Origin of the sequence: Micromonospora sp. NPDC047644 (assembly GCF_040704315.1) — a bacterium.
In the GTDB taxonomy this organism is placed as follows: Bacteria; Actinomycetota; Actinomycetes; order Mycobacteriales; family Micromonosporaceae; genus Micromonospora.
On sequence record NZ_JBEYSY010000020.1, the window covers coordinates 32,252 to 57,587 of the forward strand.

The following is a 25,336-nucleotide window of genomic DNA, read 5'->3' on the forward strand; positions in this document are numbered from 1 at the left end:
CCGAGCCCGCCACGCACCGTCGCGCGTCCAGGCCGCCGCCGCTGTCAGTCGCCGCCCGTCGACACCAGGGCCTGCACCTCGGCGTACGACGGCAGTCCCCCCGCGGCGGTGGACCCGCCGTCACGGACGGCGTCGGCGGTGGCGAGCGCGGCGCCCAGCGCGGCCCGGAACAGCAGCGAGCCGGTGCTGACCCGGGCCACCCCAGCCGCGCCCAACTCGGCCAGCCCTGGGCCGCCCGGCTGGTACAGCGCGTTGACCGGAGCGTCGATCCGCTCGGTGAGGTCGCGCAGGGTGGCCAGGTCGGACGTCCCGGGCACGAAGATCCCGTCGGCACCGGCCATCCGGTAGGCACGAGCGCGAGCGAGGGTCTGCGGCAGTGGGTCCTGCACCCCGAGCCACCAGGTGTCGGTGCGGGCGTTGACGAACAGCTCCGGCACCGCCGCCTTCACCGCCACGATCTTGGCAGCGGCGACCTCGGTGTCGGCGAGGGTGCCATCGGCGCGCCCGTCCTCCAGGTTGATCCCGACCACGCCGACCCCGGCCAACTCCCGGACGTATTCGGCGACCTCGGCCGGGTCGTCGCTGAATCCGGCCTCCACGTCCACGCTCAGCAGCACCGGCAGCCGAGCCAGCCGGCGGGTCAGGGCGAGGGTCTGCGCCGCGGTGGCCGCGACGCCGTCGGGAAGGCCGGCGGTCGCGGCCACCCCGAGGCTGGTGGTGCCGATGGCCGGATGCCCACGCGCGGCGAGCATCGCCGCCGAGGCGTGGTCCCACGCGTTGGGCAACAGCAGGGGGCGGCCGGCGCGGTGCAGGGCGTGGAACGCGGCCCGACGTTCGATCATCGGACGCTCACCTCCAGGGTTGTCGGCACCCGCAGGGTCGGGTGCGGTTCGTGCCGCAACGGGTCCGGGTCGCGCCGGCAGCGTTCCCGCAGCACGTCGAGCACACCGGTGGCGAGCGCCAGCGCGTGCCGGTCGCCGGGACAACCCCGCTCCCCCGCCCCGAAGGTCAGCAGCCCGGCACCGGGCCGACCGGGCCGGAACGTCGCGGGTTCGCTGAACACCTGCGGGTCACGGTTGGCCGCGTCGAAGCGCAGCAGCACCGGGCTTCCGACCGGCAGATCCTGCCCGCCCAGGCGTACCTCGTCGACGGTCACCCGTCGGGTGGCCCGGACCGGTGGGTCGAGGCGCAGCACCTCGGCCAGCAGGTCGGCGGTCCGTGCCGTGGTCGGCGCGCCACCCGGGGGCAGCAGGTGATGGGCGGCGGCGCCGATCAGGCCGGCGGTGGCATCACACGCCTGGACCAGCAGACCGATCAGGTTCGCCCGTACCTCCGGTGAACCCTGCGGCGCGAGCGCCAGCAGCGCCGTCACCGCCCGGTCGGCCCGCGCGGTCAGGGCCGGGTCCACCCCCGGGTGGTACGCCGCCGCGACGACCGCGACCGCCGTCCCGGCGGCTACCGGATCAGCGAAACCGAGGCGACCGGCCAGCGTCCGCAGCGGCACCGGCCGGGCCAGTTCCCGCATCACGTCGACGCGGTGCTCGGCGCGGTGGAGAACGGCCACGGTCAGCCGCACCGCCTCCAAGCGCAGGTCGTCCGGGTCGAGCGGGGCCAGCGCGCGCACTGCGACCGCCCGACGGTCGGCGTGCCGCAGCGGTGGACTGAACCGGCTGACCGTGGCACGCAACCAGGCGAGGGTGCCGGGCGGACCGGTGTCGACGGCCGGCACCTGGAACGCCGGGTCGGTGAGCGCCGCCCGCACGTCGGCGTGCCGGGTCACCCACCAACCGCGCTCCGGTTCGAACGAGGGCGGTCCACACGACGGTGTTCCCGGGGCGGGCGCGATGGGCGGCCAGTTGAGAGTCACCGCCCGACCGTAGGGCGCGAACCGTTCGCCCCGGACCGAACGATCCTGCCATGGTCACCCGCTGCTCGCCGGTCAGGCGCGACCGCTCGTGGGCGACGGGACCACCGGCGGGTCGAGGGTGTGTTCGGGGATGGCGAGCGCGGCGGCCAGGCCGGGGCGGCCGGTGGGAGTGAGACGGACGGCGCGGCCGATGCCCTGGCTGATCCAGCCCAACTCGGTGAAGCGGCGGCAGAGCGCCGCGCCGAGCGCCCCGGCCAGGTGCGGGCGGCGTTCGGTCCAGTCCAGACAGTCGCGGACCACCGGGCGGCGGGCGGCGCGCAGCACGTCCACGGGTACGCCCACGCCGGCTGCCCAGGCCCACCCGTCGGGCGTGAGCGCCAAGCCACTGGCCCGGTCGAGTCGGCGCTCGCTGAGCATCGCGTCGTACATCAGCACGCCCAGCCGCCCGGCGAGGTGGTCGTAGCAGGTCCGGGCGTACGCCAGGGAAGCGCTCGCGGTCGCCGCGCGCAGCGACCCGGTCGGGGTGGGCGTGGCCGGGGCGTGCCCGGCCAGGTCCTCGATGAGCTGGGCCACCGACGGCCCGGCCAGTCGCAGGTAACGGTGGCGGCCCTGCCGTTCCTCCACGAGCAGCCCACCGCGGACGAGTCGGGTGAGGTGGTCGCTGGCCGTCGACGGGGCGACACCGGCGCGCCGGGCCAGCTCACCGGCGGTCCATGCCCGCCCGTCGAGCAGCGCCAGACACATCCCGGCGCGGGTGCCGTCGGCCAGCAGGGCCGCCAGCTCGGCCATCCCCCGACCGTCGGTGCCAACGCTCATCGCCCCAGTCTAGGAAGGGAGTCGGGTCAGCGCGGTCACCGAGCGGTCCGTGCCGTCGTAACTGCGGGCGGCGTCGAAGTCGCCGGTCGGGCGCTGCCCACCGGCCACGGCACGCGCCAACCGCAGGTCGGCGTCGCGGAACCGCAGGGCCAGGCTCAGGTGCGGCACCCAGGCATCGGGGGCGTGCCACGGGCGGTGTCCGTCGGCATCGGCGAGAACGTCCCAGACGGCGGCGTGCAGCGCGGTCAGCGCCGGAGTGGGTCGGACGAGCCAGACCAGTGGCGCGCTGCCGTCCAGGACGACGACCCGGTCGAGCGTCACCGGCACCGGCAGCGCGGCGTCGAACAGCCCGGCCAGGCGGTGCTCGACCCCCGGCGGGAACTCGTCGACGGCGGCGAGGGTGAGGTGCGGGCGGTTGGTGGGGTGGATGTTGCGGGCCAGGCTGGGCAGCCCGGCGGCGGCCAGGCGGCCCCAGACCGCCCGGACCGCGACCTCCAGGCCGGGCGAGCAGAGCAGTTCCACCGTACGCACGCGCCCACGGTAGCCGGACGGTCCACGCCACCCCCGCGGCTTTCGAGATCAGCGCCGGAGAGTGCTCGCGGTCCTTCCCGGCGCGCGCCGCCGGTGTCGACGGTCAGAGCCAGCCGTTGTCCCGAGCGGTGCGGACGGCCTCGGCACGGTCGGCGACGCCGAGCTTCTGCACGGCGGCGGAGAGGTGGTTGCGCACGGTCCCGGTGGACAGGTGCACCCGACGGGCGATCACCGCGACCGGCGCGCCGACCTCCACCAGCCGCAGCGTCTCCAGTTCCCGAGGGGTCAGCGGGCACGGGGGCAGGGTCAACGCGTCGGCGGCCAGCGACGGATCGACGTAGCGCCCTCCGGTGTGCACCCGGCGGACCACATCGGCGAGCGCCGCACCCGGTGAGCCCTTGGGCAGGAACCCACGGGCGCCGGCGGTCAACGCCTGGCGCAGGTGCCCGGGACGACCGTGCCCGGTCAGCACGACCACCGCGCACTCGGGTCGGACCCGGGTCAGCTCGGCGGCTACCGCGATGCCGTCCAGGCCGGGCATCTCCAGGTCCACCACTGCCACGTCCGGGCGGTGCGCCAGTGCCGCGCTGACGGCGGTCTTCCCGTCGGCGGCGTGCGCCACCACCTCGATGTCCGGTTCCAGGGCGAGCAGCGCGGCGACGGCGACCCGGATCAGGTCCTCGTCGTCGGCCAGCAGGACGCGGATCACGACGGCACCGGCACTGTGGCTTCGAGGGTGAAGATCGCGTCCTCCCGGCGTACCCGCAACTCGCCCCCGGCGGCGGCGAGCCGGTCGGCCAGCCCGCGCAGGCCGTGGCTGTGCGCGTCCGGGCCACGGCCGTCGACGCCGTCGTTGGCCACCGTCATCCTGGCCACGTCATCCTCCCGCTCGACGCGGATCCGGCACCAGTCGGCCCGGCTGTGCCGCATCACGTTGGTGCTCGCCTCGCGCAACACCGCCGCCAGCTCGACGGCGGCGGGCTGCGGCAGGTCCGCCGGCAGCGGCGCAACCGTGCAGCGCACCCCGCAGGAGCGCAACACCCCGACCACCGCGGCGAGCTGTTCGTCGAGGTCGACGGCCCGATAGCCGTGTACCGTCTCGCGTACCTCGCCCAGCGCGGAGGCGGCCAACCGTTGCACCTCGGCGGCCTCCCGTCCGGCTCGTTCCGGGTCGACCGGCGCGAGCCGGGCGGCGAGTTCGGCCTTCAACGCGATCACCGTGAGGCGGTGCCCCAGGACGTCGTGCACGTCGCGGGCGAAGCGCAGCCGTTCCTCGACGGCGGCCAGCCGGGCCTGGGCTGCCTGGCCCTGCCGGGCCTCCACGAGCAGGTCCCAGAACCAGACCTGGAACCCGTTGACGGCGGCGCCCGCCGCGCCGATCGCGCCGGTCACGGCGAGGTGGCGCGGCACCGAACCACCGGTCCACCAGGCCACCGCGACCGACACCGCCAGGACGCCGACCGCGACCGCCAGCGCGGCCCGCCACCGCACCAGCAGCGGCGTCATGCTGATCAGCGCCGCACCGAGCCAGGCCCAGGTCGGCCACCTGCCGGCCGCCACCGGGCCCACCAGCGGAACGGTCAGCACCGCCACCCCGACCAGGCTCAGCTCGGCCCGATGCCGCCAACGCGGGTCGAGCCACGGCGTCACGGCCGCGTACAGGACGACGGTCTGGGCGATCACGAAGGCGAGGATGCCGACCGCGCCGAGTGTCACCCGGCCCGGGTCGGGCTCGCGGGTCAGGCCGACCGCCGGCAGCAGGACGCTCGCCCACCCGCCGGTGGCCAGCGACACCAGCGTCGCCCGCCGGACGCGGCGCAGCCGGCGGTCCGCCCGCGGAGTCACCGCCTCGCTCGCCACGCACCGATCCTAGGACCGCCCCGCGCGTGGTCCACCCATGCGAACTGTCACGGTTGGGCCGTGCGGTCCGCACGGTTTTTCCGTGACGAACGGGTCTGCCGGCCACACCGGGGGCACCGGCAGGGTCGAGGCATGGAAAACACCCGGATGTACGCGGACGGCCGCACCGCCGTACCGTCGCCCGCGCCCCTGCCCACCGACGCGCCGGCCTCCTCGGCCCCGACACCGACCACGGCGGCGCCGACCGCTGCGGCACCGGCCAGCAGCAGGCGGCGGTTGCTGTGGCACCTGGGCGAGATGGCCCTGGCGATGGTCGCCGGGATGCTGCTGCTCGGACCGTTGTGGGAGCTGGCCGGCGCGGCGCTGGGCGTGGGCGGCGCGCTGGCCCGGCCGGAGGTCGCCGCACTGGTGATGGCCACGAACATGACAGTGGGAATGACGGTGGTGATGCGCTACCGGGCGCACCGCTGGCACGCGGTCGCTGAGATGGCCGCCGCGATGTACGTCCCGTTCCTGCTGCTGCTCGTGCCGTTTCGGGCCGCGCTGATCGACGCCGACGCGCTGATGCTCGGCGGTCACCTGCTGATGGTCCCCGCGATGGTGCTGGTGGCCCTCCGGCACCGACACGAAGCCTCCGTGCCGGTACGCCGACACCCGGTCGTGGTGGCGCTCGCCCACCGCTGGCCGGCCGGGCTGGTGCTGCTGCTGACCGCGGACATGTGGGTCGACCCGGGCGTGCTCAGCCCGTGGACGATGCTGGTGCTGCCCGGCGGCTACCTGCTGATCGGCATGGCCCGCCGCACGCTGGGCGGGCGGGGCGTGCTCGCCACCCAACTCGCCGGCCTGGCCGTCTGGGTCGCCCTGACGCTGGTCGCGGTGCTGGCCGGTGGGCGGACCGCCGCCTGGCTGGTGGCGCTCGGGTGGTTGGCGCACGCCGGCTGGGACGTCGTGCACCACCGCAACCACCGGGTGGTGCCGCGCGGCTACGCCGAGTTCTGCGCGGTGCTCGACGTGGCCCTCGCCGCGGTGATGGTGCTGGCCATCCTGACCACCGACGCCTGACCGGGGCCGCCGCAAGGGTCGCCGAACAGCCGTGGCACGGGTCCGGGGACAGCTCTTGTGGCGGTCGCCGCAACGGCCCGGAGGGCATGATGAAAGGCTTGGCACATGAGTTCCGCACCTGCACAGCACGACGCACCGATCGACGCCACCCCCGACGGCACCGACGAGGTGAGCGCCTTCACCGAACTCGGGCTCCGCGCCGAGCTGCTGGGCGCGCTCGCCGCCCTCGGGTACGAGGAGCCGACCCCCATCCAGCGGGAGGCTATCCCACCGCTGCTGGAGGGTCGGGACCTGCTGGGGCAGGCGGCCACCGGCACCGGCAAGACGGCCGCGTTCGCGCTGCCGCTGCTGAACCTCATGACGGCGCACCGACGGGGCGGCGACCCGGTGGCGCTGGTGCTGGTGCCGACCCGGGAGCTGGCGGTACAGGTCTCCGAGGCGTTCCACCGCTACGGCAAGGACCTGGGCGCGCGGGTGCTGCCGATCTACGGTGGGCAGCCGATCGGGCGGCAGTTGCGGGCACTGGACAGCGGTGTCGACGTGGTGGTGGCCACCCCGGGCCGGGCCCTCGACCACATCGCCCGGGGCACCCTGCGCCTCGGCGGGTTGGCCACGGTGGTGCTCGACGAGGCCGACGAGATGCTCGACATGGGCTTCGCCGAGGACATCGAGGCGATCCTGGAGCACGCTCCGACGCAGCGACAGACGGTGCTCTTCTCAGCCACCATGCCCTCGCGCATCGACGGGATGGCCCGCCAGCACCTGCGCGAACCGGTGCGGATCGAGATCGGCCGGGAGCAACCGGTCGCGGGTGAGGCGCCCCGGGTGCGGCAGAGCGCGTACATCGTGACCCGGGCGCACAAGCCGGCCGCGCTGGGTCGGGTGTTGGACGTGGAGTCCCCGACCGCGGCGATCGTGTTCTGCCGCAGCCGGGAGGAGGTCGACCGGTTGACCGAGACGATGAACGGCCGGGGCTACCGCTCCGAGGCGCTGCACGGTGGCATGAGCCAGGAGCAGCGCGACCGGGTCATGGGCCGGCTGCGGGCGGGCACCGCGGACCTGCTGGTGGCTACCGACGTGGCGGCGCGTGGGCTGGACGTCGAGCAGTTGACCCACGTGGTCAACTACGACGTGCCGTCCGCGCCGGAGTCGTACGTGCACCGGATCGGTCGGGTGGGTCGGGCTGGCCGCGAGGGCGTGGCGATCACCCTCGCCGAGCCGCGCGAGCACCGGATGCTCAAGACCATCGAGCGGGTGACCGGCCAGCGGATCACCATCGACAAGATCCCCACCGTGGCCGACATGCGCACCCGGCGGCTGGAGCTGACCCAGGCGGCCCTGCGGGAGAGCCTGCTGGAGGACGACCTCGACCCGTTCCGGGTGATCGTGGAGACGTTGACCGACGAGTTCGACCTGATGGAGGTCGCCCTCGCCGCCGTGAAGCTGGCCCACGAGGTGACGTCGCCGGGCTCCGACGACGAGGAGGAGATTCCGCAGGCTCCGGTCCGTGGGTCGCGCGAGGGCCGACCGGAGGCCGGCGGCCGGGGCGGCGACCGGCGCGGCGGGGGCCGGCCGCGCTCCGGCGGCGGCAACACCGTCCAGGTTTTCGTCGGCCTGGGTCGACGCGCCGGGGTGCGCCCGCAGGATCTGGTCGGCGCGATCACCGGTGAGACCGGCATCCGCGGCCGGGACATCGGCTCGATCGAGATCGCCGACCGGTTCTCACTGGTGGAGGTGCCGCAGGGGGTGGCCGACGAGGTCATCTCCGGCTTGCGCTCCAGCACGATCAAGGGCCGCAAGGCCACCGTGCGCCGCGACCGCGGCGGCGACGAGCGCTGAGAACGCGGTCGGCGAGGCGGCGGGAGAGACCGGGGCACCCGCCGCCCCGCCGGTGTCAGCCGATGTTTCCGTTGACCACGTTGTCGGCCCCGACCAGCGACGCGCCACCGGAGCGGTGGTCGTACGCCCGCATCACGTTGTTGGTGACGATCCAGTTGTTGCTGGTGCCGACCGTCATGATCGGTCGGTCCTGGCGGCGGGGCGTCGCGTCGTCGTAGAACTGGTTGCCGATCACCTGGCACAGGTCGGCGTCGCGGCCGAGGATCCCGTTCGCGCCGTTGTCGTGGATGTCGAGCCCCATGACCCGGGTACGGCCGGATGAGGCGACCTCGATGCCGTTGGTGGCGTTGCGCCACAGCCGGCCGCCGATGAACTGGGTGCCCCAGACCTGCCGCAGGTCGGCACCGCTGCCGGTGCCACTCGTGCCGTTCGACTCCAGGTAGACGTTCTGGAAGATGTTCCGGTGGGCGGGTTCGCGCAGTTCCACGCCGTTGCCCCGGCAACCCCAGACATGCAGGTTGTCGAAGAAGCAGGCGCTGTCCAGCAGCCGTATCCCGGTCTGGCACTCACCGACCCAGACGTTGAGGAACTCGTTGTCGTACGCGACCTTGTTCACGAGGATGCCGACGCCGAGGCAGTCCTCGATGTTGATGTCGGTGATCTTGTTGGCGTGGGCGCTGGTCTCCGCGTCCTTGCCGAGGAACTCGATCGCGTGGCTGCCCGAGTTGCCGAAGTGCAGGTGGTGGAAGGTCGATCGCGGACCACGGACGGTCAACAGCACGTTGGAGGTCCGCATGCCGTAGAAGTGCACGTTGGAGATCTGGTTGTACTTACCGCTCGAGACCAGGCGACCCGTGTAGCCCGGGGCCGGCTGGATGATCGCGGCTCCGATGTTCTCGCCGGTCCAGGTCACACTCGTCGGGAAGCGGACCTCCGATCCGAGACCGAGCGCGCCCACCGGTTGGAAGATCTCCCCGCCACCGGCCGGCAGCAGGTTCAGCGCCGTGGTGACCTTGTCCGACTCGTCACTGCCGTCGAGGCGGCAGCCGACCCGGGGGTCCCGGAGGCTGAGCGGGGCCTCCCGCACGGTCGTGACGGGCGGCGATCCCGCCTGTTCGGCACCGGCGAGGGTGGCCACCGTGGTCGCCACCGCGGCGCCCGCGCCACCGGCGAAGAGCACCCGCCGTCCCAACCGTCGGCTCGGTGGATTAGATGCGCTCACGATCGGTTCCATGCCTCTCCCCCGTTGAGTGCCACCTCGCGCGGCGGGCAGACTCTACTGTGCATTGTCGCGTGCTCGCCGATGCGACTCAGAGGGCGTACGGGCCGAAACGGCCCCAGGCCACCACGGCGGCGAGGACGAGCAGCACCGCGCAGGTGACCGCGCCCTGGATCTCGGTACGACGCCCCTGCTGGGTGGTCTGCTGCCTGCCGGCCCGCAGGTGCACCAGGAGGCCGCCGACCATGACGATGACCAGCCCGACGGCGGCGAGCGGGGTGAGCACTGTGGCGATGCCGGTGGCAGCGGGCAGGACGAGCCCGACGGCGGCCAGCACCTCGACCGCGCCGAGCGACTTGACCTGCGACGGCGGGACCGGGTCCACCCACCGCATCACGTCACGCAACTTCTCCTTGGGCTGGCTCAGCTTGGCCAACCCGGCACCGGCGAAGACGGCGGCCAGCAGGAACTGAATGATCCAGAGCACCACGTTCACGGGGGTTCCTCCAGGGGGCCGCCTCGCGGCGGAGAGGTGGGACGGCGCAGACGAGACAGTAGACCTCTCCCCGCGTACCGAAAGGGCCCCCACCGTCGCAAGACGGCGGGGGCCCGGATCGTCGGAGCGTCAGACCGCGAAGAGAGCCGGCCCGTCCAGCGTCTTCACGTCGGCCGGGCGCAGCGCCAGGGCGAGCACGTCGGCCACGTCGGCCAGGGTGTGCACGGTCAGCGCCTCGCGCACCTCGGTCGGCAGGTCGTCCAGGTCGGGCTCGTTGCGCGCCGGGATGATGACCTCGGTGAGGCCGGCCCGGTGCGCGGCCAGCAGCTTCTGCTTCACCCCACCGATCGGCAGCACCCGACCGGAGAGCGTCACCTCACCGGTCATCCCGAACTCGGGACGGACCGGGCGGCCGGTGACCAGCGACGCCAGGGCCGTGACCATGGTGATGCCGGCGCTCGGACCGTCCTTGGGGACCGCGCCCGCCGGGAAGTGGACGTGGATCCGGCGTCCCGCCAGGGCGTTCGGGTCGATGCCGAACCGCCGCCCGTTGGAGCGCAGGTAGGAGAGCGCGATCTGCGCCGACTCCTTCATCACGTCACCGAGCTGGCCGGTCAGGGTCAGCCCCGGCTCTCCCTCCATGCTGGTCGCCTCGATGAAGAGCACGTCCCCGCCGGCGCCGGTGACGGCGAGGCCGGTGGCCACGCCGGGCACCGCGGTGCGCTCGGCCGACTCCGGGGTGAACTTCGGCCGTCCCAGGTAGCGGGTGAGGTTGTCGGTGTCGACGCGTACCGGCGACGGATCGGTCGCCAGCGTCACCGCCACCTTGCGCAGGATCTTGGCGAGGCCACGTTCCAGCTGCCGGACCCCGGCCTCCCGGGTGTACTCCCCCGCGATCAGCGCCAACGCCTCGTCGGCGATCTCCACCTCGTCGGCGGTCAGCCCGGCCCGCTCCCGCTGCCGGGGCAGCAGGTGGTCGCGGGCGATGGAGACCTTCTCGTCCTCGGTGTACCCGTCCAGGGTGACCAGCTCCATCCGGTCCAGCAGGGGGCCGGGGATGGACTCCACCACGTTGGCGGTGGCCAGGAAGAGCACGTCGGACAGGTCGAGGTCGACCTCCAGGTAGTGGTCCCGGAAGGTGTGGTTCTGGGCCGGGTCGAGCACCTCCAGCAGGGCGGCGGCCGGGTCACCGGCGTAGCCGGCGGCCAGCTTGTCCACCTCGTCGAGGAGCACGACGGGGTTCATCGAACCGGCCTCGCGCAGCGCGCGGACGATCCGACCGGGCAGCGCCCCCACGTAGGTGCGCCGGTGCCCGCGGATCTCCGCCTCGTCGCGGACACCACCGAGCGAGACCCGGACGAAGTTGCGCCCGAGCGCCCGCGCCACGGACTCGCCGAGGCTGGTCTTACCCACCCCGGGAGGACCGGCGAGGGCGAGCACCGCGCCGGAGCCGCGACCGCCGACCACACCGAGGTTGCGCTCGGCGCGCCGATTGCGCACCGCCAGGTACTCCAGGATGCGGTCCTTGACGTCGGCGAGGCCGGCGTGGTCGGCGTCGAGCACCGCTCGGGCCGCGGTCAGGTCGGTGTTGTCGTCGGTACGCGTGCCCCAGGGCATCTCGAGCACGGTGTCCAGCCAGGTACGGATCCAGCCCGCCTCCGGGGAGGCGTCACTGGCCCGCTCCAGCTTGCCGACCTCGCGCATGGCCGCCTCGCGGACCTTCTCCGGCAGCTCGGCGGACTCGACGCGGGACCGGTAGTCGGCGGAGCCGTCCGGCTCGTCCTCGCCCAGCTCCTTGCGGATCGCGGCGAGCTGCTGGCGCAGCAGGAACTCGCGCTGGGACTTCTCCAGCCCCTCGCGGACGTCACTGTTGATCTGCTCGGTGACCTCCTGCTCGGCCAGGTAGTCCTTCACCCAGCCGACCAGCAGCTCCAGCCGGGCGGTGACGTCCGGGGCGGCCAGCAGCTCGGTCTTCTGCTCCAGCGTCAGCCAGGGCGCGTAACCGGCCGAGTCGGCCAGCTCGGAGAGGTCGGTCATCCGCTCCACCGCGTCGATGACCTGCCAGGCGCCCCGCTGTTGGAGCACGGAGGTCACCAGGGCGCGGTACTCGCGGGCGAGTTCGCGGGCCCGACCGGCGTGGGCGGGTTCGTCGAGTTCGGTCGCCTCGACCCAGAGGGCGGCGCCGGGGCCGGGCACGCCGGAGCCGATCCGGGCCCGGGACAGGCCACGGATGACGGCGGCGGGCTCGCCCTCGGGCAGGCGGCCGACCTTTTCGATGGTGGCGACCACGCCCACCGGGCCGTACTCGCCGTCGATGCGCGGCACGGCCAGCAGCTTGCGGTCGCCGGTCGCCCGCGCCGCGTCGATCGCGGCCTGGGTGGTGGGGTCGAGGGTCACCGGGATGACCATGCCGGGCAGCAGCACGGCGTCGGTCAGGGGAAGTACCGGAAGAGTTGCCATCGAACACCTCGCGTTAGTTGAGCGTGTCTCACTCAAGTAACAAAGCGTTCCCCTTGTTCCAAGCTGTGACCCAGGCCACTGCCGCACCCGGTCCGTCGGGGCGCCCCGGACCGGTGGGCGACCCGACGGGCACCTCAGGTGAGCTTGCTCTTCACCGTGTTCACCACCGAGCCGGCCACCCCGGGGTTCGTGCCGTACAGACGAGGGTCACCCGGGGCCAGCACCGGTTCCGGCGCGTTCGCCCGCGGGTTGTCGTCGTACCGGAACTCCCCCTTGCCGTCCGGCGAGGGCCCGGACGCCCAGCGCCCCTGGGCGGCGTCGGTACCCGAGGAGAAACCCAGGTAGGTGTAGCCGTACTCCTCGGTGAACTCGCCCGAGTCCGGAAACGCCTCCGGCACCGGCATCTCCTCCAGCCCGTCCTCCTTGAGCTGCTCGATGGCCGCCAGCCACATGTTCTGGTGCATCGTGTCGCGGGCCAGCAGGAAGCGCAGCATCTGCTTGACGCCCGGGTCGTCGGTCATGTGGAACAACCGGGCGACCTGGAGCCGACCCTGCGCCTCGGCGGTGACGTTGAGCTGGAAGTCGGCCAACAGGTTGCCGCTGGCGGTGATGAACGCGCCGTTCCAGGGCACCCCGTTGGAGTCGGTGGGCAGTGCGCCACCTCCGCCGTGGATGAAGTGCGCCGGATTCTCACCGGCGTAGGTCGCGGCGCCTCCGGGATCCTCCGCGATCCCCTCGGTCAGTGACAGCGGCGCGTTGTCCAACAGCCGGGTGATCATCGTGACGATCATCTCGACGTGGCCCATCTCCTCCGTGCCGACGTCGAGCAGCAGGTCCTTGTACTTGCCGGGCAGTCGGCAGTTCCAACCCTGGAAGAGGTACTGGTTGGCGACCGTCATCTCGCCCCACTTGCCGCCCAGCACCTCCTGCAACCGGCGGGCGAACGCCGCATCCGGGCCGTCCGGCTTGGCTTCGAACTGCAGATCCTTCACGTGGCTGAACATCCGACCTCCTCGGTACCGGAAACAGGTAGCGAGGCCGTTCCCGCCCGGCTGACCCGAGCGGGCCAACCGGTGTCCCGCGCGGGTCAGCGCACCGCGCGGGCCATCGGCAGCAGCACCTCCAACGCCACCCCACGCGGCCGTAGCCGGTGCGCCCGCAGCGCTCCCCCGTCCGTCGCGACGAGCTGCCGCGCGATCCACAGGCCCAGACCGGACATCCCGACGGCCGGCGCCGGACGCCGCAGCGCGACCAGCAGCGCATCGTCGACCCGCCCCTCGTCGGTGACCAGGATGCTCAGGCTGGGGCCCCGCACCGTGGCGTACAGCCCGACCTGTCCGTCCGGCGGCCCGTGCCGCAACGCGTTCTGCACCAGGTTGACCAGTACCTGTCGGGTTCGTCCGGCCGGCACCGGGCAGGAGGCCGCCTCCCGGGTGGCCCGCGCCCGCCGACGGCCGAGCGGCACCAGCGCGGCCGCCTCCCGCAGGATGCCCGCCAGCGCGACGGCCGGCTCCGGCTGCGGAGTCGGCGTCAGCACACCGGTGCCGGCGGTCGCGTCGCGCAGCAGGCTCTGCAGGTGGGCGGCCTGGTCGCGGGCCAGCGCGCTGAGTGCCCGCCGGTCGTCCCCGGTCAGCTCCCGACGCTCGTCGGCCAACGCGCGGGTCAGCGAGGTCAGGGTGCTGATCGGCGTCCGGAACTCGTGACACAGCACCCGCAGCAGCAGCTCCGAATCGGCCGCCGTCGGTCGTTTCCCGCCCGCTGTCGGCTCAATGGGGCGCAACCCTCGCAGCAGGTCCCGCAAACCATGCCGTACGCGCATCCACCCGAGTCCTCTCGTTCGGTGCGAACCCGCATGATCGGTACCCGCTGGGGAACGGCGCAGACATGCCGGGAGCCTCCACCTTGCGACTCGTCGTCGTGGACGATCACCCTCTTTTCGCCCGCGGCCTGGAGTTGCTGCTCCCGATCACCACCAACGGTCGCGCCGAGGTGGTCGCCTCGACCGGCGACGCCGCCGCGGCGGCGGCCCTGGTCAGCCGTTGCCGCCCCGACCTGGCCCTGGTCGACCTGCACATGCCACCGCCCGGCGGCATCCGCGCGGTGGCCGCGATCCGGCGGACCACCCCACGGGTACGGGTGGTCGCGATGTCCGGTTCCGCCGACCCGGGGCCGGCGGTGGAGGCGCTGCGGGCCGGCGCCGAGGGGTTCCTGCCCAAGACCAGCGAGCCGGAGGAGCTGCTGCCTCCGCTGCTGGCGATCCTCGACGGCTGGGCGGTGCTGCCGGCCGACCTGCTGCGCGCCATGCTGCGACCCACCCGCTGCGCGCCCGTCGACCTGGACGACGAGGAACGGCGGCTGCTGCGGGCGATCGCCGCCGGCCGCAGCACCGTCGACATCGCCGAGGAACTGCACGTCTCCGAACGGACGGTGAAACGAATGACCGCCGCGCTGCTGCGCAAGTTGCGGGTCTCGAACCGGGCCGAGGCGGCCGCCATCGCCGGCCACAGCGGCATCCTCGGGGAATGAAGCCTCGCCACCGAACGATTCACGGTTTTGCTGTAACGGAATCGCGACGCGCCGAATGAATGGAAGGCATATTGTTGCGGATTACCGGGGTGATAGGTCAGACTTTGGACACATCCCGCCGCACACAGGGAGTAATCGGCAATGGCGAGAAAAGTAATCACGGTCCTGACCGACGACCTCGACGGTGGGAAGGCCGACCGGACGGTTGAGTTCAGTCTCGACGGCGTGGCCTACACGATCGATGTCTCCGACGAGAATGCCGGCGTCCTGCGCAAGGCGCTCGATCCGTACATCAATGCGGGTCGGCGGATCGGGCGCGGCCCGGTGGAGAGCGCCCGTTCAGTCCGGCGGCCGGGGCGACCCGCCGGCGCGGGAATGGATCGGGAGCAGAACCGGGCCATCCGGGAATGGGCCGTCAAGAACGGCTACAAGATTTCCGAGCGCGGCCGGATCCCGGTTGAGGTCGTCGAGGCGTACAAGAGCCGCTGACGCGACTCGACGGGGCCCCGCCGGAAACGGCGGGGCCCCGTCGTTTGTCCAGGCACCCGAAGCGGCGGCCGGCCACCCGGGGTCGTCGCCCCGGGTGGCCGGCCGCCGCCGGCACGTCAGGTCAGTTGACGTCGATGCGCACCGAGTCGAAGGCGGGGGTCTGGTTGGCCCGCTCCATCATCGGCAGGCGGTGCGAGCCGTCACCGGCCCAGACGGAGCACTGGGCGGTACCGGACTCCGGCAGGCCCGGAATCTGGATCGTCACCTCGTCGGGCTGGGCGCCGCCGCGGCCGTCCTCGGTCGCGACGAAGAACGCCGGCACCTCCTGCGGCTCCGGAGGAGCGGTCAGGCTGTCCAGCATCCGGCACGCGGTGTGGAAGTGACCGCGGACCAGGCCCTGGTCGTTGAGGAGCGAGCTCTCCACGTAGTAACCACCCTGACCGGCGGCCAGGAAGCGGTCCCGGACCAGGTTGCGGGTGCTGACCCGCAGCGTGAACGGCTGGTTCTGACCGACCTGGTCGGGGAACTGGGTGATCAGCAGCGACGGGTTGTTGGCCGCCGCGCCGACCTCACCGAATTCGGTGCTCACGCAGCGGTTGCCGTTCTGGAAACCGTCGTGCGGCTGGAGCCGGCTCTCGTCGCAGTCGTTGGCGAGCACGCCGAGCCCGGCGCCGGGCGCGGTGCCACCGCCGTTGTTGCCACCACCGTTGTTTCCGCCACCGTTGTTGCCACCACCGGGGGTGGTGGTGGGAGTGGTGCCGCCGCCGTTGTTGCCGCCCGTGCCGCCGGTGGGCTGCACCTGGCACTCGGCAAGCTGCGCGAGGCCCTGCGGCCGGGGTCCGGCCCGGTCGATGGCGGTCGTGATCCGGTCCAGCACGGCGCGGCGCTTGCCGGCCAACGGCTGGAGGATCGCGTTGCGGATGAACGCCTCACCCTTGTTGCCCTCGGCGGCGAGCCGGCGGTCCGCCTCGGCGATCTGGGTCTGCAACTGGGCGAGGTTGCGGTCCACCTCGGCCCGAGCCCGGTCCGGCACCTGCGGCAGTTTGGCCGCCACGTCCGGACAGGCGATGGCCGTGCCGGTGCCCACGGTGCCGTCCTTGCCGTCCTCGCACTCGGGGACCGACTGCTGCCCGTCACCCCAGTGATTGCGGACCCACCGACCGTTCTGCCAGGTCCGGCTGGTCGAGCCGCCACCGGTCGGCGCGGTAGCGCCCGGGCTCGGCTCCACGCACTGCCCGGAAGCCGGACGCGGCTTATTTGTCCGCCGGTCCTGGGCCGACGAAATCTGAGTCACGGCGACAACTCCGCCGAAGACCGCGAGCGTGCCGACAACTGCCAGCAGACGCTTGCTCCGCGCGTTGCCGGAAGGCCGGCGCGCCCGAGTGGACCTGCGCATCGAATTGCTCTCCTTCTCGATCCGGTAGTGGATTTCTGCCCTCGGCGGACCGACGGATGTGAGGTGGCACGCCGCGGCGGCGACCCACCGTGACCTACCCGGTAATGCGTCGATGGCCGACGATGCCCTTTCCGCACCGTCTCCCGCGCCCGGTGGACGCGGATGGGGAGATCCTGTTCATTCGCGCAGGAGTACGGGGCGGCGGCCGGGAAGGTTCAACAGACGCACAGAAAATTGCCGCGGCCGAGATCGAGCCGGTGCGCAGCAGGGATCAGCAGGTAAAACGGGCGCTGGTCAGTCGGCGCAGAGGTGGTCGAAGGCGAACCCGCCGACCAGTTCGTGGCGGCGCTGGCTCAGTGCGGCGATCCGCGCGGTCCACTCGGTGCGCGACAGCAGGTCGGCGACGGCGTTCTCTCGCAGCCGTTCCCCCACGGCGACGGCGGCGAGATCCTCGGCCAGCCGGGCCGCGTCGATGCCGCAGGAGAAGCGGTGTTCGGTCACCGAGACCTGCTCGATGAGGCACGCGTCGGGGCGTACCTGCACCCAGCTCCACCCCTGTGCCGGCCCGTCCACCCAGCGGACGTGCAGTCCTCGCACGATCGGGTCTGCCACCTGCCCGGCCACGTACGCCTCGACCGCCGCCACCCGGGTCAGCGCGCCGAGGTCGTTCACCGGCCCGGTACGCCCGTCCGGCAGCCGGCCCAGGATGTCCCGGAAGCCCACCGGCGCCGGTTCGGTCCCGGCGGCGGTGGGCCCGCCCGCGGCGTACGCGCGCGCGTCGATCACGTACTCGACGAGGCGGCGGCCATGCTCGGCGGCGCTCAACGTGGGCGACCCGATCCGCAGAGTGGGCAGGCCAGCGGCCGCGGACACCGCGTCCGTGAGTCGCTCCACGCGCTGCTGCGCCGAGCCGGGAGAGGGAACGGGACCGATCTGTACGGCGACGACCGGGCGGCCGGTGTCGGCGGCGTAGACCACGAAGTCGAAGCTGGCCCGGCTCGCTGAGGTCCACTGGCTGCCGGTGACGCCGGGCGGGCGGCCCTGGAGCAGGTCAGAGAGTCGGCGGGCCGCCAGGACCCGATGGCCGGCGCGGCTGAGCAGCGCGTCGCGCCCCGCCTCGGCGGGCATCGCCCGCAGCCAACCGCGGTCGTCGCTCCCGATGCTCGTCATCTGCCTGATCCATCCGCCGGTCGGTCGAGCCGGGCCGAGTCTAGGTGGTCGATCATGGGCCACCGACTTGCCATGTGACGCGTATCACAGTAGCGCTGACGTTCCAGGGATGGTCGCCGGGTGTATCCAGCGACCGCCGGTACCGGACCGGCCCGGAGGTGACCATGTCGCGACAGCAGTTCGGCTTCCTCGCCGGTTTCCTCGCCGTGGCGGTCTGGGCGCTCGCCGGCGTCGGCGTGGCCGCCCTCGCCGTGCTCGCCGGCCTGCTCGGCTGGCTGGTCGTCCGGGTGCTCGACGGCGACCTCGCCATGACCGGTCTCGGCGACCGCCGCGCCGGCACTCGGCGGCGGCGATGACCACCCGCCCGTCCGCACGGACGAACCCCAGCACCGGACTGACCGCCGGGACGGCCGGTCCGGAACGCCGCCCTGGTGACACGGCGGACGTCGCGCGGATCGCGGTACAGGCGGCGAGCCTCGTGCCGGGCGTGTCCGTCGTCCGCCCGGCGGCGGTCCGTCTGGATGACCGGTCCGTCGGACTCGACCTGCACCTGATCACCTGGTACGGGCACAGCGTGCCGACGATCGCCGAGACGGTCCGTGCGGTGGTCACCGACCGGGTGGCCGCCCAGACCGGGCTCAGCGTGGCGGTGGTGACAGTCACCGTCGACGACCTGCTCGTCCCCGGCGTCGACTCCTGCGGGGTCGGCACCGCCACGCCGGAGGACGGCTGAGATGCGCACCGCCAACCGGGTCGCGTCGTTGCTGCTGGCCACCGCGCTGCTTCTCGGCGGTGCGGCGGCGGCCGTCCAGGCGTTGCTGCTCACCCTGCACCGGCCGACACCGCTCGACACCAGCGGCTGGCTCGACGCGCTGAGCGGCACCCGGTGGCGTGACCCCACCGTGCGGGCCGTGGCCGGCGGGGCTCTCCTGCTGGGCCTGGCCATCCTCGTCGCGCAACTGCGTCGCTGGACGCCGGTCCGCCTGAGCGCCGACGAGCACGACGGCTGGCACCTGCACCGGCGCTGTGTGGAACGGCGCCTCGCTGACGCCGCCAGCGCCGTGCCGGGCGTCCGCCGCGCCCGCGTCCGGGTCCGACGGCGCGGCGGCCAGTGGCGCCCCCGGGTCCGCGCGACCGGCGACCCGGCGGCCCGGGCGGAGATCGAGTTCGCCGTGCGCCAGGAGTTGCGTCACCTCACCGCACCCCGCCCCGCCCGGATCGACGTCCGGCTGCTGCCTCGGCGACGGCCGGCGTGACCAACGCCGGGCACCGGCTGCTGTGGACCGTGATCGCGCTGCTGCTGGTCGCCGGCGGGGCCGCGGCGCTCACGGCCAGCCTCGGCACGTTGCCCGGCGCCGACCCGGCGGCGGTGCTGCTCAGCGCCGGGCTGGTCGAGCGGTGGCGCAGTGCCGCGCCGTGGAGCGGCCTGGCCGCAGCCGCCGCCGCAGCCCTGCTCGCACTGGCCGGGCAGCGCCTGCTGACCCGGGAGCTGCGGGGCCCGGACGGCGCGTTGCGCGGCACCCTGAGCCACCCCGGACGCCGGCCGGGCCGGACCCGGCTGGCCACCGACGTCCTCGCCGACGCGCTGGTACGCGATCTGACCGGCAACCCTGGCGTACGCCGGGCCCGGGTGGTGCTCACCGGCGCGCCGCCGCACCCCGACGTGTGGATCCGGGTGGACCTCACCGCCGACGCGCCGACCGCCGGTGTACGCGAGCACGTTCGCGCGGCGGTCCGCCGATTCGCGGCGACGACCGACTGCCAGCCCGCGCACCTCGACGTGACCGCCCGCATCGAGCCCGGCCGGCCCTGACCCGACGCCGACCCGACAAGGCATGATCGGTGTCGGCGGACGGAGGTACGCGGGTGCGGGTGGTGTCGCTGGTGCCGTCCCTGACCGAGGCGGTGGCGCTGACCCTGCCGGGAGCACTGGTCGGGGCCACCGACTGGTGCAGCCACCCGGCCGGGCTCGACGTGGCCCGGGTCGGCGGCAGCAAGTACCCCGATCTGGACCGGGTGCGCGCGCTGCGACCGGACCTCGTGCTGCTCAACGTCGAGGAGAACCGCCGGGCCGACGCGGAGGCGCTACGGGCGGCCGGCGTGCCGGTGCGGGTCACCTATCCCCGGACCGTTCCGGGCGCGTTGACGGAGTTGGGCGACCTGCTGAGCGAACTGGGTGCGCCGACGGAGCCGGGCTGGCTGCGGGCCGCCCGCCGTGCGTGGGCCACTCCACCCCGGCCGACGGCGACCGCGGTGGTGCCGGTCTGGCGTCGGCCGTGGGTGGTGCTCGGCGGCGACACGTTCGCCGGTGACGTGCTGCGCCGCCTCGGTGTGTCGAACGCTTATGAGGACCATCCCGAGCGCTATCCCCGCCCGACCCTCACCGAGCTACGCGAGCGGGAGCCCGACCTGGTGGTGCTGCCCGACGAGCCGTACCGGTTCACCGCCGACGACGGCCCCGAGGCGTTCCCCGGCGTACCGTGCGCTCTGCTCTCCGGGCGGCACCTCACCTGGTACGGCCCGTCCCTGGCCGAGGCGCCCACGCTGCTGGCCGACCAGTTGTCCCGGCCCGTGCTGGTCGGCTGACCCACCGCCACCACCGGGCGGTCGGACGCCGCGCACGGCCGCTGAGCCAGCGGTCCGGCGGGCCCAGCCAGCGCCCCGGCGGCCCAGCCAGCGCCCCGGCGGCCCAGCCAGCGCCCCGGCGGCTCAGGCGTCGGTTCGGTGGCGGGCGGCCAGGATGCTGACGCCGATGGAAACCGTCAGGGTCAGCAGCACCACGGCCAGCGTCAACCAGACCGGCAGCTTGCCCACCGGCGTCTCGGCGAGGATCAGCTTCAGCCCGGCGAAGGCCAGTAGCAGCGCCAACCCGTACCGCAGGTAGCCGAAGTGCCGCAGCAGGCCGGCGAGGCAGAAGTACAGGCTGCGCAGCCCCAGTACGGCGAACGCGGTGGCCGTCCAGACCAGGAAGGTGTTGGTGGTGATGGCAAGGATCGCCGCCACCGAGTCGATGGCGAAGACCACGTCGGTGGCCTCGATGGCGACGAGCGCGACCAGCAGCAGCGTCGCCACCCGTCGCCCGGCCACCCGGGCGGTGAACCGGTCGCCGTGATAGCGGGCGTCGGTGGGCACCAGCCGCCGGAACAGCCGGACCACGACGTTGCGGTCCGGGTCCACGTCCGGCTTCCCGCGGACGGCCAGCCGCCAGCCGGTCCAGATCAGGAACGCGCCCAGCACGAACCCGGCCCAGGTGAGCCGGTCCAGCAACTCGGCACCGGCGAAGATGAACAGCAGCCGGAAGACGAGCGCCCCCACGACACCCCAGAACAACACCTTGTGCTGGTAGCCCGACGGCACCTGGAAGTAGCCGAAGAGCAGCGCGAAGACGAACACGTTGTCCACCGAGAGCGCCTTCTCCAGCAGGTAACCGGAGAAGTACGCGATCGCCGGGTCGCCCCCGAGGCCCCACCAGACGACCAACCCGAAGAGCAGACCCGCGCCGATCCAGACGGCGCTCCACAGCAGCGCCTCGCGAAGCTCGATGACATGGTTGTCCCGGTGCAGGAGCACGTCCACGGCGAGCAACACCGCGATCACGGTGCCGACCGCCGCCCAGGCCCACAGCGGGACCGCGACCGTCGCCTCAGCCACCGACGCCCTCCGCATCGACCACCGCGCACCGCCCGTCAACCAGGCCGGCCGGCCCTTTCCGAGCCTAGGTGAACGCCCGACCCGGCATCGGACGGTCGAACGAAGTTCGCCCAGGCCCACGACGACGATCCGGCAGCTACCCGTGACCCCCGGGGCGTCATCGTCGCGCCGCCGGGCCGACGGCACCACCGACCGTCGGCACCGACCGGCGCAAGGGGGTCACGGAGCAGGTTGCGGGTCCGCCGCACATCGGCGAGGGGTGATCCGGCAGGATCGACGGTGACCGGACACATCACCCAACACGGCAGGAGATCCCCGCATGACCCAGGCAGCAGGCGCCCAGTCGGGCAAGCCCGAGGTTGGTCCGATCGAGGGTGCACCGCCGGCCGACCTCGTGATCGAGGACATCACCGTGGGCGACGGCCCGCAGGCCGAGCCGGGCCAACTGGTCAGCGTCCACTACGTCGGCGTGTCGCACTCCACGGGTGGCGAGTTCGACTCGTCCTGGAACCGGGGAGAGGCGTTCGACTTCCCGCTCGGCGGCGGTCGGGTCATCGCCGGTTGGGACCAGGGCGTCGCCGGGATGCGCGTCGGCGGTCGCCGCCGCCTGACCATTCCGCCGCACCTGGGCTACGGCGACCGGGGTGCCGGCGGCGTCATCAAGCCGGGCGAGACGCTGATCTTCGTCGTCGACCTGCTCGGCGTGAGCTGACCGATCGTCGGGGTCGCCGGTACGCGCCGGCGGCCCCGTGCCCGGCTCTGACGGCGGCGGCCGACCCGATCGCGATCAGGCGGCCAGTTGCAGGTCCGTGGTGGCGATCACCGGGCGACGCGCGGCCTCGATCGGCGAGGTCAGCTCCAGAATCGGCATCACGCGGTGCAGCCCGCTGACGCGCAGCACCCGCGCCACCACCGGGCTCGGATCGACCAGGACCAGCTCGCCACCGCGGGCCCGCACGCGCAGATGCGCCGCCAGCAGCGTGCGAACGCCGGTGGCGGAGAGCAGCCGCAGCCCGGACAGGTCCAGTTGAAGGACCGGGCGGGCCGGCGCGGACCACAGCGCGGACCGGAACGCGGCCACAGTGGCGATGTCGATCTCGCCGGCCACCCGCACGAGGACCACCTGGTCACCCACGCTGACCTGCACGTCCAGCCGGTCGCTGTGCTCTTCCATGCCCAGAAATCTAGCCCCCACCACCGACACTTTCGCCCCTCCAGGGAGTGATTCCGGGTACGCCCAGGGGCATACCCCGAGGTACCCCACCTCCTCCTCGGGGTGGAGTCAGGGGCCTCCCGCGGCGCGCCGCGCGGGCTCGGAACCCGGGGGCCGGCCGGCATCCGGGTGGAGAATAGGTCGGTGCTGATCCCCCGGCCCCGGCCGCCCCGGCTGATCCGCCCCGTCCGCGAGCCAGCGACCAGCCCTCCGGCGCTGGCCGGGCCATGGGCCCCCACCGACCGCCGGCTGGACGAGGCCGAGTTGCTTCCCCTCCCCGCGGGGGCCGTCGGCCCCGAGGACGTGCTGGTCGACGGCGCCGGCCGGGTGATCAGTGGCGACGAGGACGGTCGGCTCTGGTGGTGGCCGGTCGACGCGCGGGCCGGCACCCGACCTGAACTGCTGGCCGAGACCGGGGGCCGTCCGCTCGGCATCGAGCTGGACCCGTCCGGTGAGACCCTGGTGGTCTGCGACGCGTACCGCGGGTTGCTGCGGGTCACCCCGGACGGCGAGGTACGCGAACTGACCGGAACGGCACCGCCGGTGCACCTGGCCAACAACGCGACGGTCGGCCGCGACGGCACGATCTACTTCACCGACAGCTCCGACCGGTTTCCGGTCTCGCACTGGAAGCGGGACCTGTTGGAGCACCGTCCCAACGGTCGGGTGCTGGCCCACCGTCCGGGCACCGGCCGCACCGAGGTGGTGACCGACGGGCTGTACTTCCCCAACGGGATCGCGCTGACCCCGGACGAGTCGGCGCTCATGCTGGTGGAGACCAGCACCCACCGCCTGCTGCGCGTCGAGTTCGGCGGCGGTGTGCGGGTCCTCGCCGATCTGCCCGCGTATCCGGACAATCTCGCCTCGGTGGGCGATGGGACGTACTGGATCGCGCTGCCCAGCCCCCGGGTGCCGATCGCCGAACGGCTGCTGCCCCATCCGCGCCTGCGCCAGATCGCGGCCCTGCTGCCCGACGCGATGCAGCCGCAGCCACGCCGCTACGGGCTGGTCGCGCTGGTCGACGACGCGGGAACGGTCCGCCGGACGCTGCACGGTCCGAACGGGCACTACTCGATGATCACCGGGGTACGCCAGCACGGCGACCACCTCTGGCTGGGCAGCCTGACCGGTCCCGGAGTGGCCCGCGTACCCCTAACCTGACCACCCCACCCTGTCCCGCACCGCACCGCACCCCACCCCACCCCACCGCCGCGCCGATCTTGCGCTTTCTGTCGCCGGGATGCGTGGTATGTCCGCTGTGTCGGCGCAGAGAGTGCAAGATCGGCGTGGTGGGGTGTTCCGTCGCGGGGCTACGGGGCTACGGGGGGCGGGTGACGGGCCGGCACGCTCGCGTGCGGGCCCGTCCCCTTCTTCTGCTCAGCGGCCGCTGACGGAGGGCGCCGGTGCGGGCGATCCGCCGGCCACCGCGCCCGGGTGCGCCGGGGCGACCGGCGCGGGCTTGAGCCCGGGCGGCACCGGCAGGGCGCTGCCCTTGGCGAACTCGTCCCAGCTCACGTTCCACGCCGTCCAGCCGTTGCCCGGCTGCAACTCCACCTCGGTGCCCTTGACGGTGACCAGGTCACCGACCTGCGTCACCCCCATCAACCAGTCGGCCGCGGTGGCCGAGACGTTCGCGCAACCGTGCGAGACGTTGGTGTTGCCCTGGTCCCCCTCCGACCAGGGGGCGGAGTGGATGAACTCGCCGCCCCAGGTGTAACGCTGGGCGTCGTCGACGTCGACCACGTAGCCACCGTCGGGCTCACCCCGGGTGTCGAAGGTGACCCGCTCGTGCTTCTCCATGATCACCATCTTGCCGCTGGAACTCGGCGTGCTCGGCTTACCCAGGCTCACCGGGATCCGCCGGACCTGCTTGCCGTCGCGCAGGACGGTCATCTGCTTGGTGGCGTTGTCGATCTCCAGCGAGACCTGCCGTCCGATCTTGGACGTGGCGGTCCGCTCGGCGTCGCCGACCAGTTTCTTTCCGATCGGCAGACCCTCCAGGCCGGCCCGGACACTGATGGTGGTCCCCGGCTTCCAGAAATCGGGGGCCCGGTAATAGACCTGACTTCCGTCCTCAAGCCACGACCAGGCACCCGGCTGCGGCGGATTCGTCTTTACGAACAACCGCCGTTGGACATCCGCCCTGGCCTCTTTCGGAATTCCTGGGTCGAACGCAACCGTTACCGGCATCGCCGTGCCGTACGTCCGATTGCCATTGAAATAGAGGGTGCTGGTGATCTGTGGCCTGGTCGATGTGGCCATCGTCGTGAACGTGGTGGTGCGGGTGGTGGTGGCACCGGAGTCGCCGGTCGCGGTCACCTCGGCGGTGTAGGTCCGTCGTGGTTGCAGCGGGGCGCTCGGCACCCAGCCGGAGCCGTCCTCGCGCGGTTCGGCGTTGACCTGCTTGCCCTTGTCGTCGGTGAGCCGTACGCCGGTGACCCGCCCGCCCTTGACCACGGTGCCCACCTCGGCGCTGACCGGGACGTCCCGGGCCTTGTCCCCCGGCGTCAGAGCGAGTTCCGGTGGGGCGGCGTGCTTCTTGGCCGAGCCGGTCGCCGAACCCCGGTCGGCGGTGCACGCACCCAGGACGAGTGGTGCCGCTGCGATGGTTACCGCCAACAGCGTCAATCGCCGCCTAGACGTCATGTTTCAGTCCCCCCGTTTTTCGACTTCCCTCCGCCACATTCTTGCCCGCTTGAGGGGACCATTTGCGGCATTCGGAAATAATTGGCGGCGCATTT

27 protein-coding genes are annotated in these 25,336 nt (G+C 73.0%); 11 read left to right on the forward strand and 16 right to left on the reverse strand.

Translation table 11 applies throughout. The features are described from left to right. Nucleotides 1-44 precede the first annotated feature (44 nt). The 6 genes from AB0877_RS27900 to AB0877_RS27925 form a co-directional block, all read right to left on the reverse strand. Nucleotides 45-842: an isocitrate lyase/phosphoenolpyruvate mutase family protein gene (locus AB0877_RS27900; protein ID WP_366612541.1), complete on the reverse strand. Its 798-nt coding sequence runs from the start codon at nucleotides 840-842 to the stop codon at nucleotides 45-47. Continuing rightward, complete coding sequence (locus AB0877_RS27905; RefSeq protein ID WP_366612542.1) at nucleotides 839-1,867, reverse strand: cytochrome P450; 1,029 nt, start codon at nucleotides 1,865-1,867, stop codon at nucleotides 839-841. The genes AB0877_RS27900 and AB0877_RS27905 overlap by 4 nt, the downstream gene beginning before the upstream one ends. Nucleotides 1,868-1,939: 72 nt before the next feature. Further along, a complete protein-coding gene (locus AB0877_RS27910; protein ID WP_366612543.1) occupies nucleotides 1,940-2,683 on the reverse strand; it encodes a winged helix-turn-helix domain-containing protein in 744 nt (247 codons plus the stop codon). Nucleotides 2,684-2,692: 9 nt separating this feature from the next. Beyond that, the gene (locus tag AB0877_RS27915; RefSeq protein WP_366612544.1) at nucleotides 2,693-3,214 is read right to left on the reverse strand and encodes a 2'-5' RNA ligase family protein; all 522 of its coding nucleotides are present in this window, start codon (nucleotides 3,212-3,214) and stop codon (nucleotides 2,693-2,695) included. Between the two features lie 103 nt (nucleotides 3,215-3,317). After that, nucleotides 3,318-3,923, reverse strand: coding sequence for a response regulator transcription factor (locus AB0877_RS27920; protein WP_366612545.1), 606 nt, complete (start codon nucleotides 3,921-3,923; stop codon nucleotides 3,318-3,320). Next, nucleotides 3,920-5,074 carry a histidine kinase gene (locus tag AB0877_RS27925; protein WP_366612546.1) on the reverse strand — a complete coding sequence of 385 codons (1,155 nt, stop codon included), beginning with the start codon at nucleotides 5,072-5,074 and terminating at the stop codon, nucleotides 3,920-3,922. The genes AB0877_RS27920 and AB0877_RS27925 overlap by 4 nt, the downstream gene beginning before the upstream one ends. A gap of 132 nt (nucleotides 5,075-5,206) precedes the next feature. Here AB0877_RS27925 and AB0877_RS27930 point away from each other — a divergent pair, with 132 nt between their 5' ends. Both AB0877_RS27930 and AB0877_RS27935 read left to right on the forward strand, forming a co-directional pair. Continuing rightward, on the forward strand, nucleotides 5,207-6,136 hold the full coding sequence (locus tag AB0877_RS27930; RefSeq protein WP_366612547.1) for a hypothetical protein: 930 nt from the start codon (nucleotides 5,207-5,209) through the stop codon (nucleotides 6,134-6,136). Nucleotides 6,137-6,241: 105 nt separating this feature from the next. Continuing rightward, nucleotides 6,242-7,975: a DEAD/DEAH box helicase gene (locus AB0877_RS27935; protein ID WP_366612548.1), complete on the forward strand. Its 1,734-nt coding sequence runs from the start codon at nucleotides 6,242-6,244 to the stop codon at nucleotides 7,973-7,975. A gap of 55 nt (nucleotides 7,976-8,030) precedes the next feature. Here the strand turns inward: AB0877_RS27935 and AB0877_RS27940 are convergent, their stop codons facing one another. The 5 genes from AB0877_RS27940 to AB0877_RS27960 all read right to left on the reverse strand — a co-directional run bounded on the left by AB0877_RS27940 (nucleotide 8,031) and on the right by AB0877_RS27960 (nucleotide 13,969). Then, the gene (locus AB0877_RS27940; RefSeq protein WP_366612549.1) at nucleotides 8,031-9,209 is read right to left on the reverse strand and encodes a right-handed parallel beta-helix repeat-containing protein; all 1,179 of its coding nucleotides are present in this window, start codon (nucleotides 9,207-9,209) and stop codon (nucleotides 8,031-8,033) included. A gap of 76 nt (nucleotides 9,210-9,285) precedes the next feature. Then, nucleotides 9,286-9,690 (reverse strand): DoxX family protein, encoded by a 405-nt coding sequence (locus AB0877_RS27945; RefSeq protein ID WP_366612550.1) that lies wholly within the window; start codon nucleotides 9,688-9,690, stop codon nucleotides 9,286-9,288. A gap of 129 nt (nucleotides 9,691-9,819) precedes the next feature. Then, entirely contained in the window at nucleotides 9,820-12,150 is a 2,331-nt protein-coding gene (gene lon / locus AB0877_RS27950; protein WP_355009832.1) for an endopeptidase La, read from the reverse strand. Between the two features lie 134 nt (nucleotides 12,151-12,284). After that, nucleotides 12,285-13,154 (reverse strand): manganese catalase family protein, encoded by an 870-nt coding sequence (locus AB0877_RS27955; RefSeq protein WP_366612551.1) that lies wholly within the window; start codon nucleotides 13,152-13,154, stop codon nucleotides 12,285-12,287. An 83-nt stretch (nucleotides 13,155-13,237) separates the two neighbouring features. Next, on the reverse strand, nucleotides 13,238-13,969 hold the full coding sequence (locus AB0877_RS27960; RefSeq protein ID WP_366612552.1) for a HAMP domain-containing sensor histidine kinase: 732 nt from the start codon (nucleotides 13,967-13,969) through the stop codon (nucleotides 13,238-13,240). A 98-nt stretch (nucleotides 13,970-14,067) separates the two neighbouring features. On the opposite strand from AB0877_RS27960, the gene AB0877_RS27965 reads away from it, so the two are divergent. Beyond that, nucleotides 14,068-14,676 carry a response regulator transcription factor gene (locus AB0877_RS27965; RefSeq protein WP_366612553.1) on the forward strand — a complete coding sequence of 203 codons (609 nt, stop codon included), beginning with the start codon at nucleotides 14,068-14,070 and terminating at the stop codon, nucleotides 14,674-14,676. 141 nt (nucleotides 14,677-14,817) lie between these two features. Beyond that, on the forward strand, nucleotides 14,818-15,165 hold the full coding sequence (locus AB0877_RS27970; protein WP_088989485.1) for an Lsr2 family protein: 348 nt from the start codon (nucleotides 14,818-14,820) through the stop codon (nucleotides 15,163-15,165). A gap of 121 nt (nucleotides 15,166-15,286) precedes the next feature. On the opposite strand, the gene AB0877_RS27975 is transcribed toward AB0877_RS27970, so the two are convergent. Continuing rightward, nucleotides 15,287-16,561, reverse strand: a complete 1,275-nt coding sequence (locus tag AB0877_RS27975; protein WP_366612554.1) for a hypothetical protein — start codon at nucleotides 16,559-16,561, stop codon at nucleotides 15,287-15,289. A gap of 294 nt (nucleotides 16,562-16,855) precedes the next feature. Next, complete coding sequence (locus AB0877_RS27980) at nucleotides 16,856-17,731, reverse strand: DUF2726 domain-containing protein (protein WP_366612555.1); 876 nt, start codon at nucleotides 17,729-17,731, stop codon at nucleotides 16,856-16,858. 164 nt (nucleotides 17,732-17,895) lie between these two features. On the opposite strand from AB0877_RS27980, the gene AB0877_RS27985 reads away from it, so the two are divergent. From AB0877_RS27985 to AB0877_RS28005, 5 genes are read left to right on the forward strand one after another with little or no spacing between them, the layout of a single operon-like run. Then, nucleotides 17,896-18,087: a hypothetical protein gene (locus tag AB0877_RS27985; protein WP_366612556.1), complete on the forward strand. Its 192-nt coding sequence runs from the start codon at nucleotides 17,896-17,898 to the stop codon at nucleotides 18,085-18,087. Beyond that, on the forward strand, nucleotides 18,084-18,464 hold the full coding sequence (locus AB0877_RS27990) for an Asp23/Gls24 family envelope stress response protein (RefSeq protein WP_366612557.1): 381 nt from the start codon (nucleotides 18,084-18,086) through the stop codon (nucleotides 18,462-18,464). The genes AB0877_RS27985 and AB0877_RS27990 overlap by 4 nt, the downstream gene beginning before the upstream one ends. A 1-nt stretch (nucleotide 18,465) precedes the next feature. Then, nucleotides 18,466-18,987: a DUF6286 domain-containing protein gene (locus AB0877_RS27995; protein WP_366612558.1), complete on the forward strand. Its 522-nt coding sequence runs from the start codon at nucleotides 18,466-18,468 to the stop codon at nucleotides 18,985-18,987. Beyond that, nucleotides 18,984-19,544, forward strand: coding sequence for a hypothetical protein (locus tag AB0877_RS28000; RefSeq protein ID WP_366612559.1), 561 nt, complete (start codon nucleotides 18,984-18,986; stop codon nucleotides 19,542-19,544). Before AB0877_RS27995 ends, AB0877_RS28000 begins: the two co-directional genes overlap by 4 nt. A gap of 53 nt (nucleotides 19,545-19,597) precedes the next feature. Continuing rightward, nucleotides 19,598-20,317 (forward strand): helical backbone metal receptor, encoded by a 720-nt coding sequence (locus AB0877_RS28005; protein WP_366612617.1) that lies wholly within the window; start codon nucleotides 19,598-19,600, stop codon nucleotides 20,315-20,317. A 123-nt stretch (nucleotides 20,318-20,440) separates the two neighbouring features. On the opposite strand, the gene AB0877_RS28010 is transcribed toward AB0877_RS28005, so the two are convergent. Beyond that, nucleotides 20,441-21,382 carry a TerC/Alx family metal homeostasis membrane protein gene (locus AB0877_RS28010; protein WP_366612560.1) on the reverse strand — a complete coding sequence of 314 codons (942 nt, stop codon included), beginning with the start codon at nucleotides 21,380-21,382 and terminating at the stop codon, nucleotides 20,441-20,443. Between the two features lie 319 nt (nucleotides 21,383-21,701). Here AB0877_RS28010 and AB0877_RS28015 point away from each other — a divergent pair, with 319 nt between their 5' ends. Continuing rightward, a complete protein-coding gene (locus AB0877_RS28015; protein ID WP_366612561.1) occupies nucleotides 21,702-22,094 on the forward strand; it encodes an FKBP-type peptidyl-prolyl cis-trans isomerase in 393 nt (130 codons plus the stop codon). A 75-nt stretch (nucleotides 22,095-22,169) separates the two neighbouring features. On the opposite strand, the gene AB0877_RS28020 is transcribed toward AB0877_RS28015, so the two are convergent. Continuing rightward, a complete protein-coding gene (locus tag AB0877_RS28020; protein ID WP_366612562.1) occupies nucleotides 22,170-22,556 on the reverse strand; it encodes an STAS domain-containing protein in 387 nt (128 codons plus the stop codon). A 183-nt stretch (nucleotides 22,557-22,739) separates the two neighbouring features. On the opposite strand from AB0877_RS28020, the gene AB0877_RS28025 reads away from it, so the two are divergent. Beyond that, nucleotides 22,740-23,756 (forward strand): SMP-30/gluconolactonase/LRE family protein, encoded by a 1,017-nt coding sequence (locus AB0877_RS28025; protein ID WP_366612563.1) that lies wholly within the window; start codon nucleotides 22,740-22,742, stop codon nucleotides 23,754-23,756. A 216-nt stretch (nucleotides 23,757-23,972) separates the two neighbouring features. Here the strand turns inward: AB0877_RS28025 and AB0877_RS28030 are convergent, their stop codons facing one another. Continuing rightward, on the reverse strand, nucleotides 23,973-25,241 hold the full coding sequence (locus AB0877_RS28030; RefSeq protein WP_366612564.1) for an Ig-like domain-containing protein: 1,269 nt from the start codon (nucleotides 25,239-25,241) through the stop codon (nucleotides 23,973-23,975). Nucleotides 25,242-25,336: the final 95 nt, after the last annotated feature.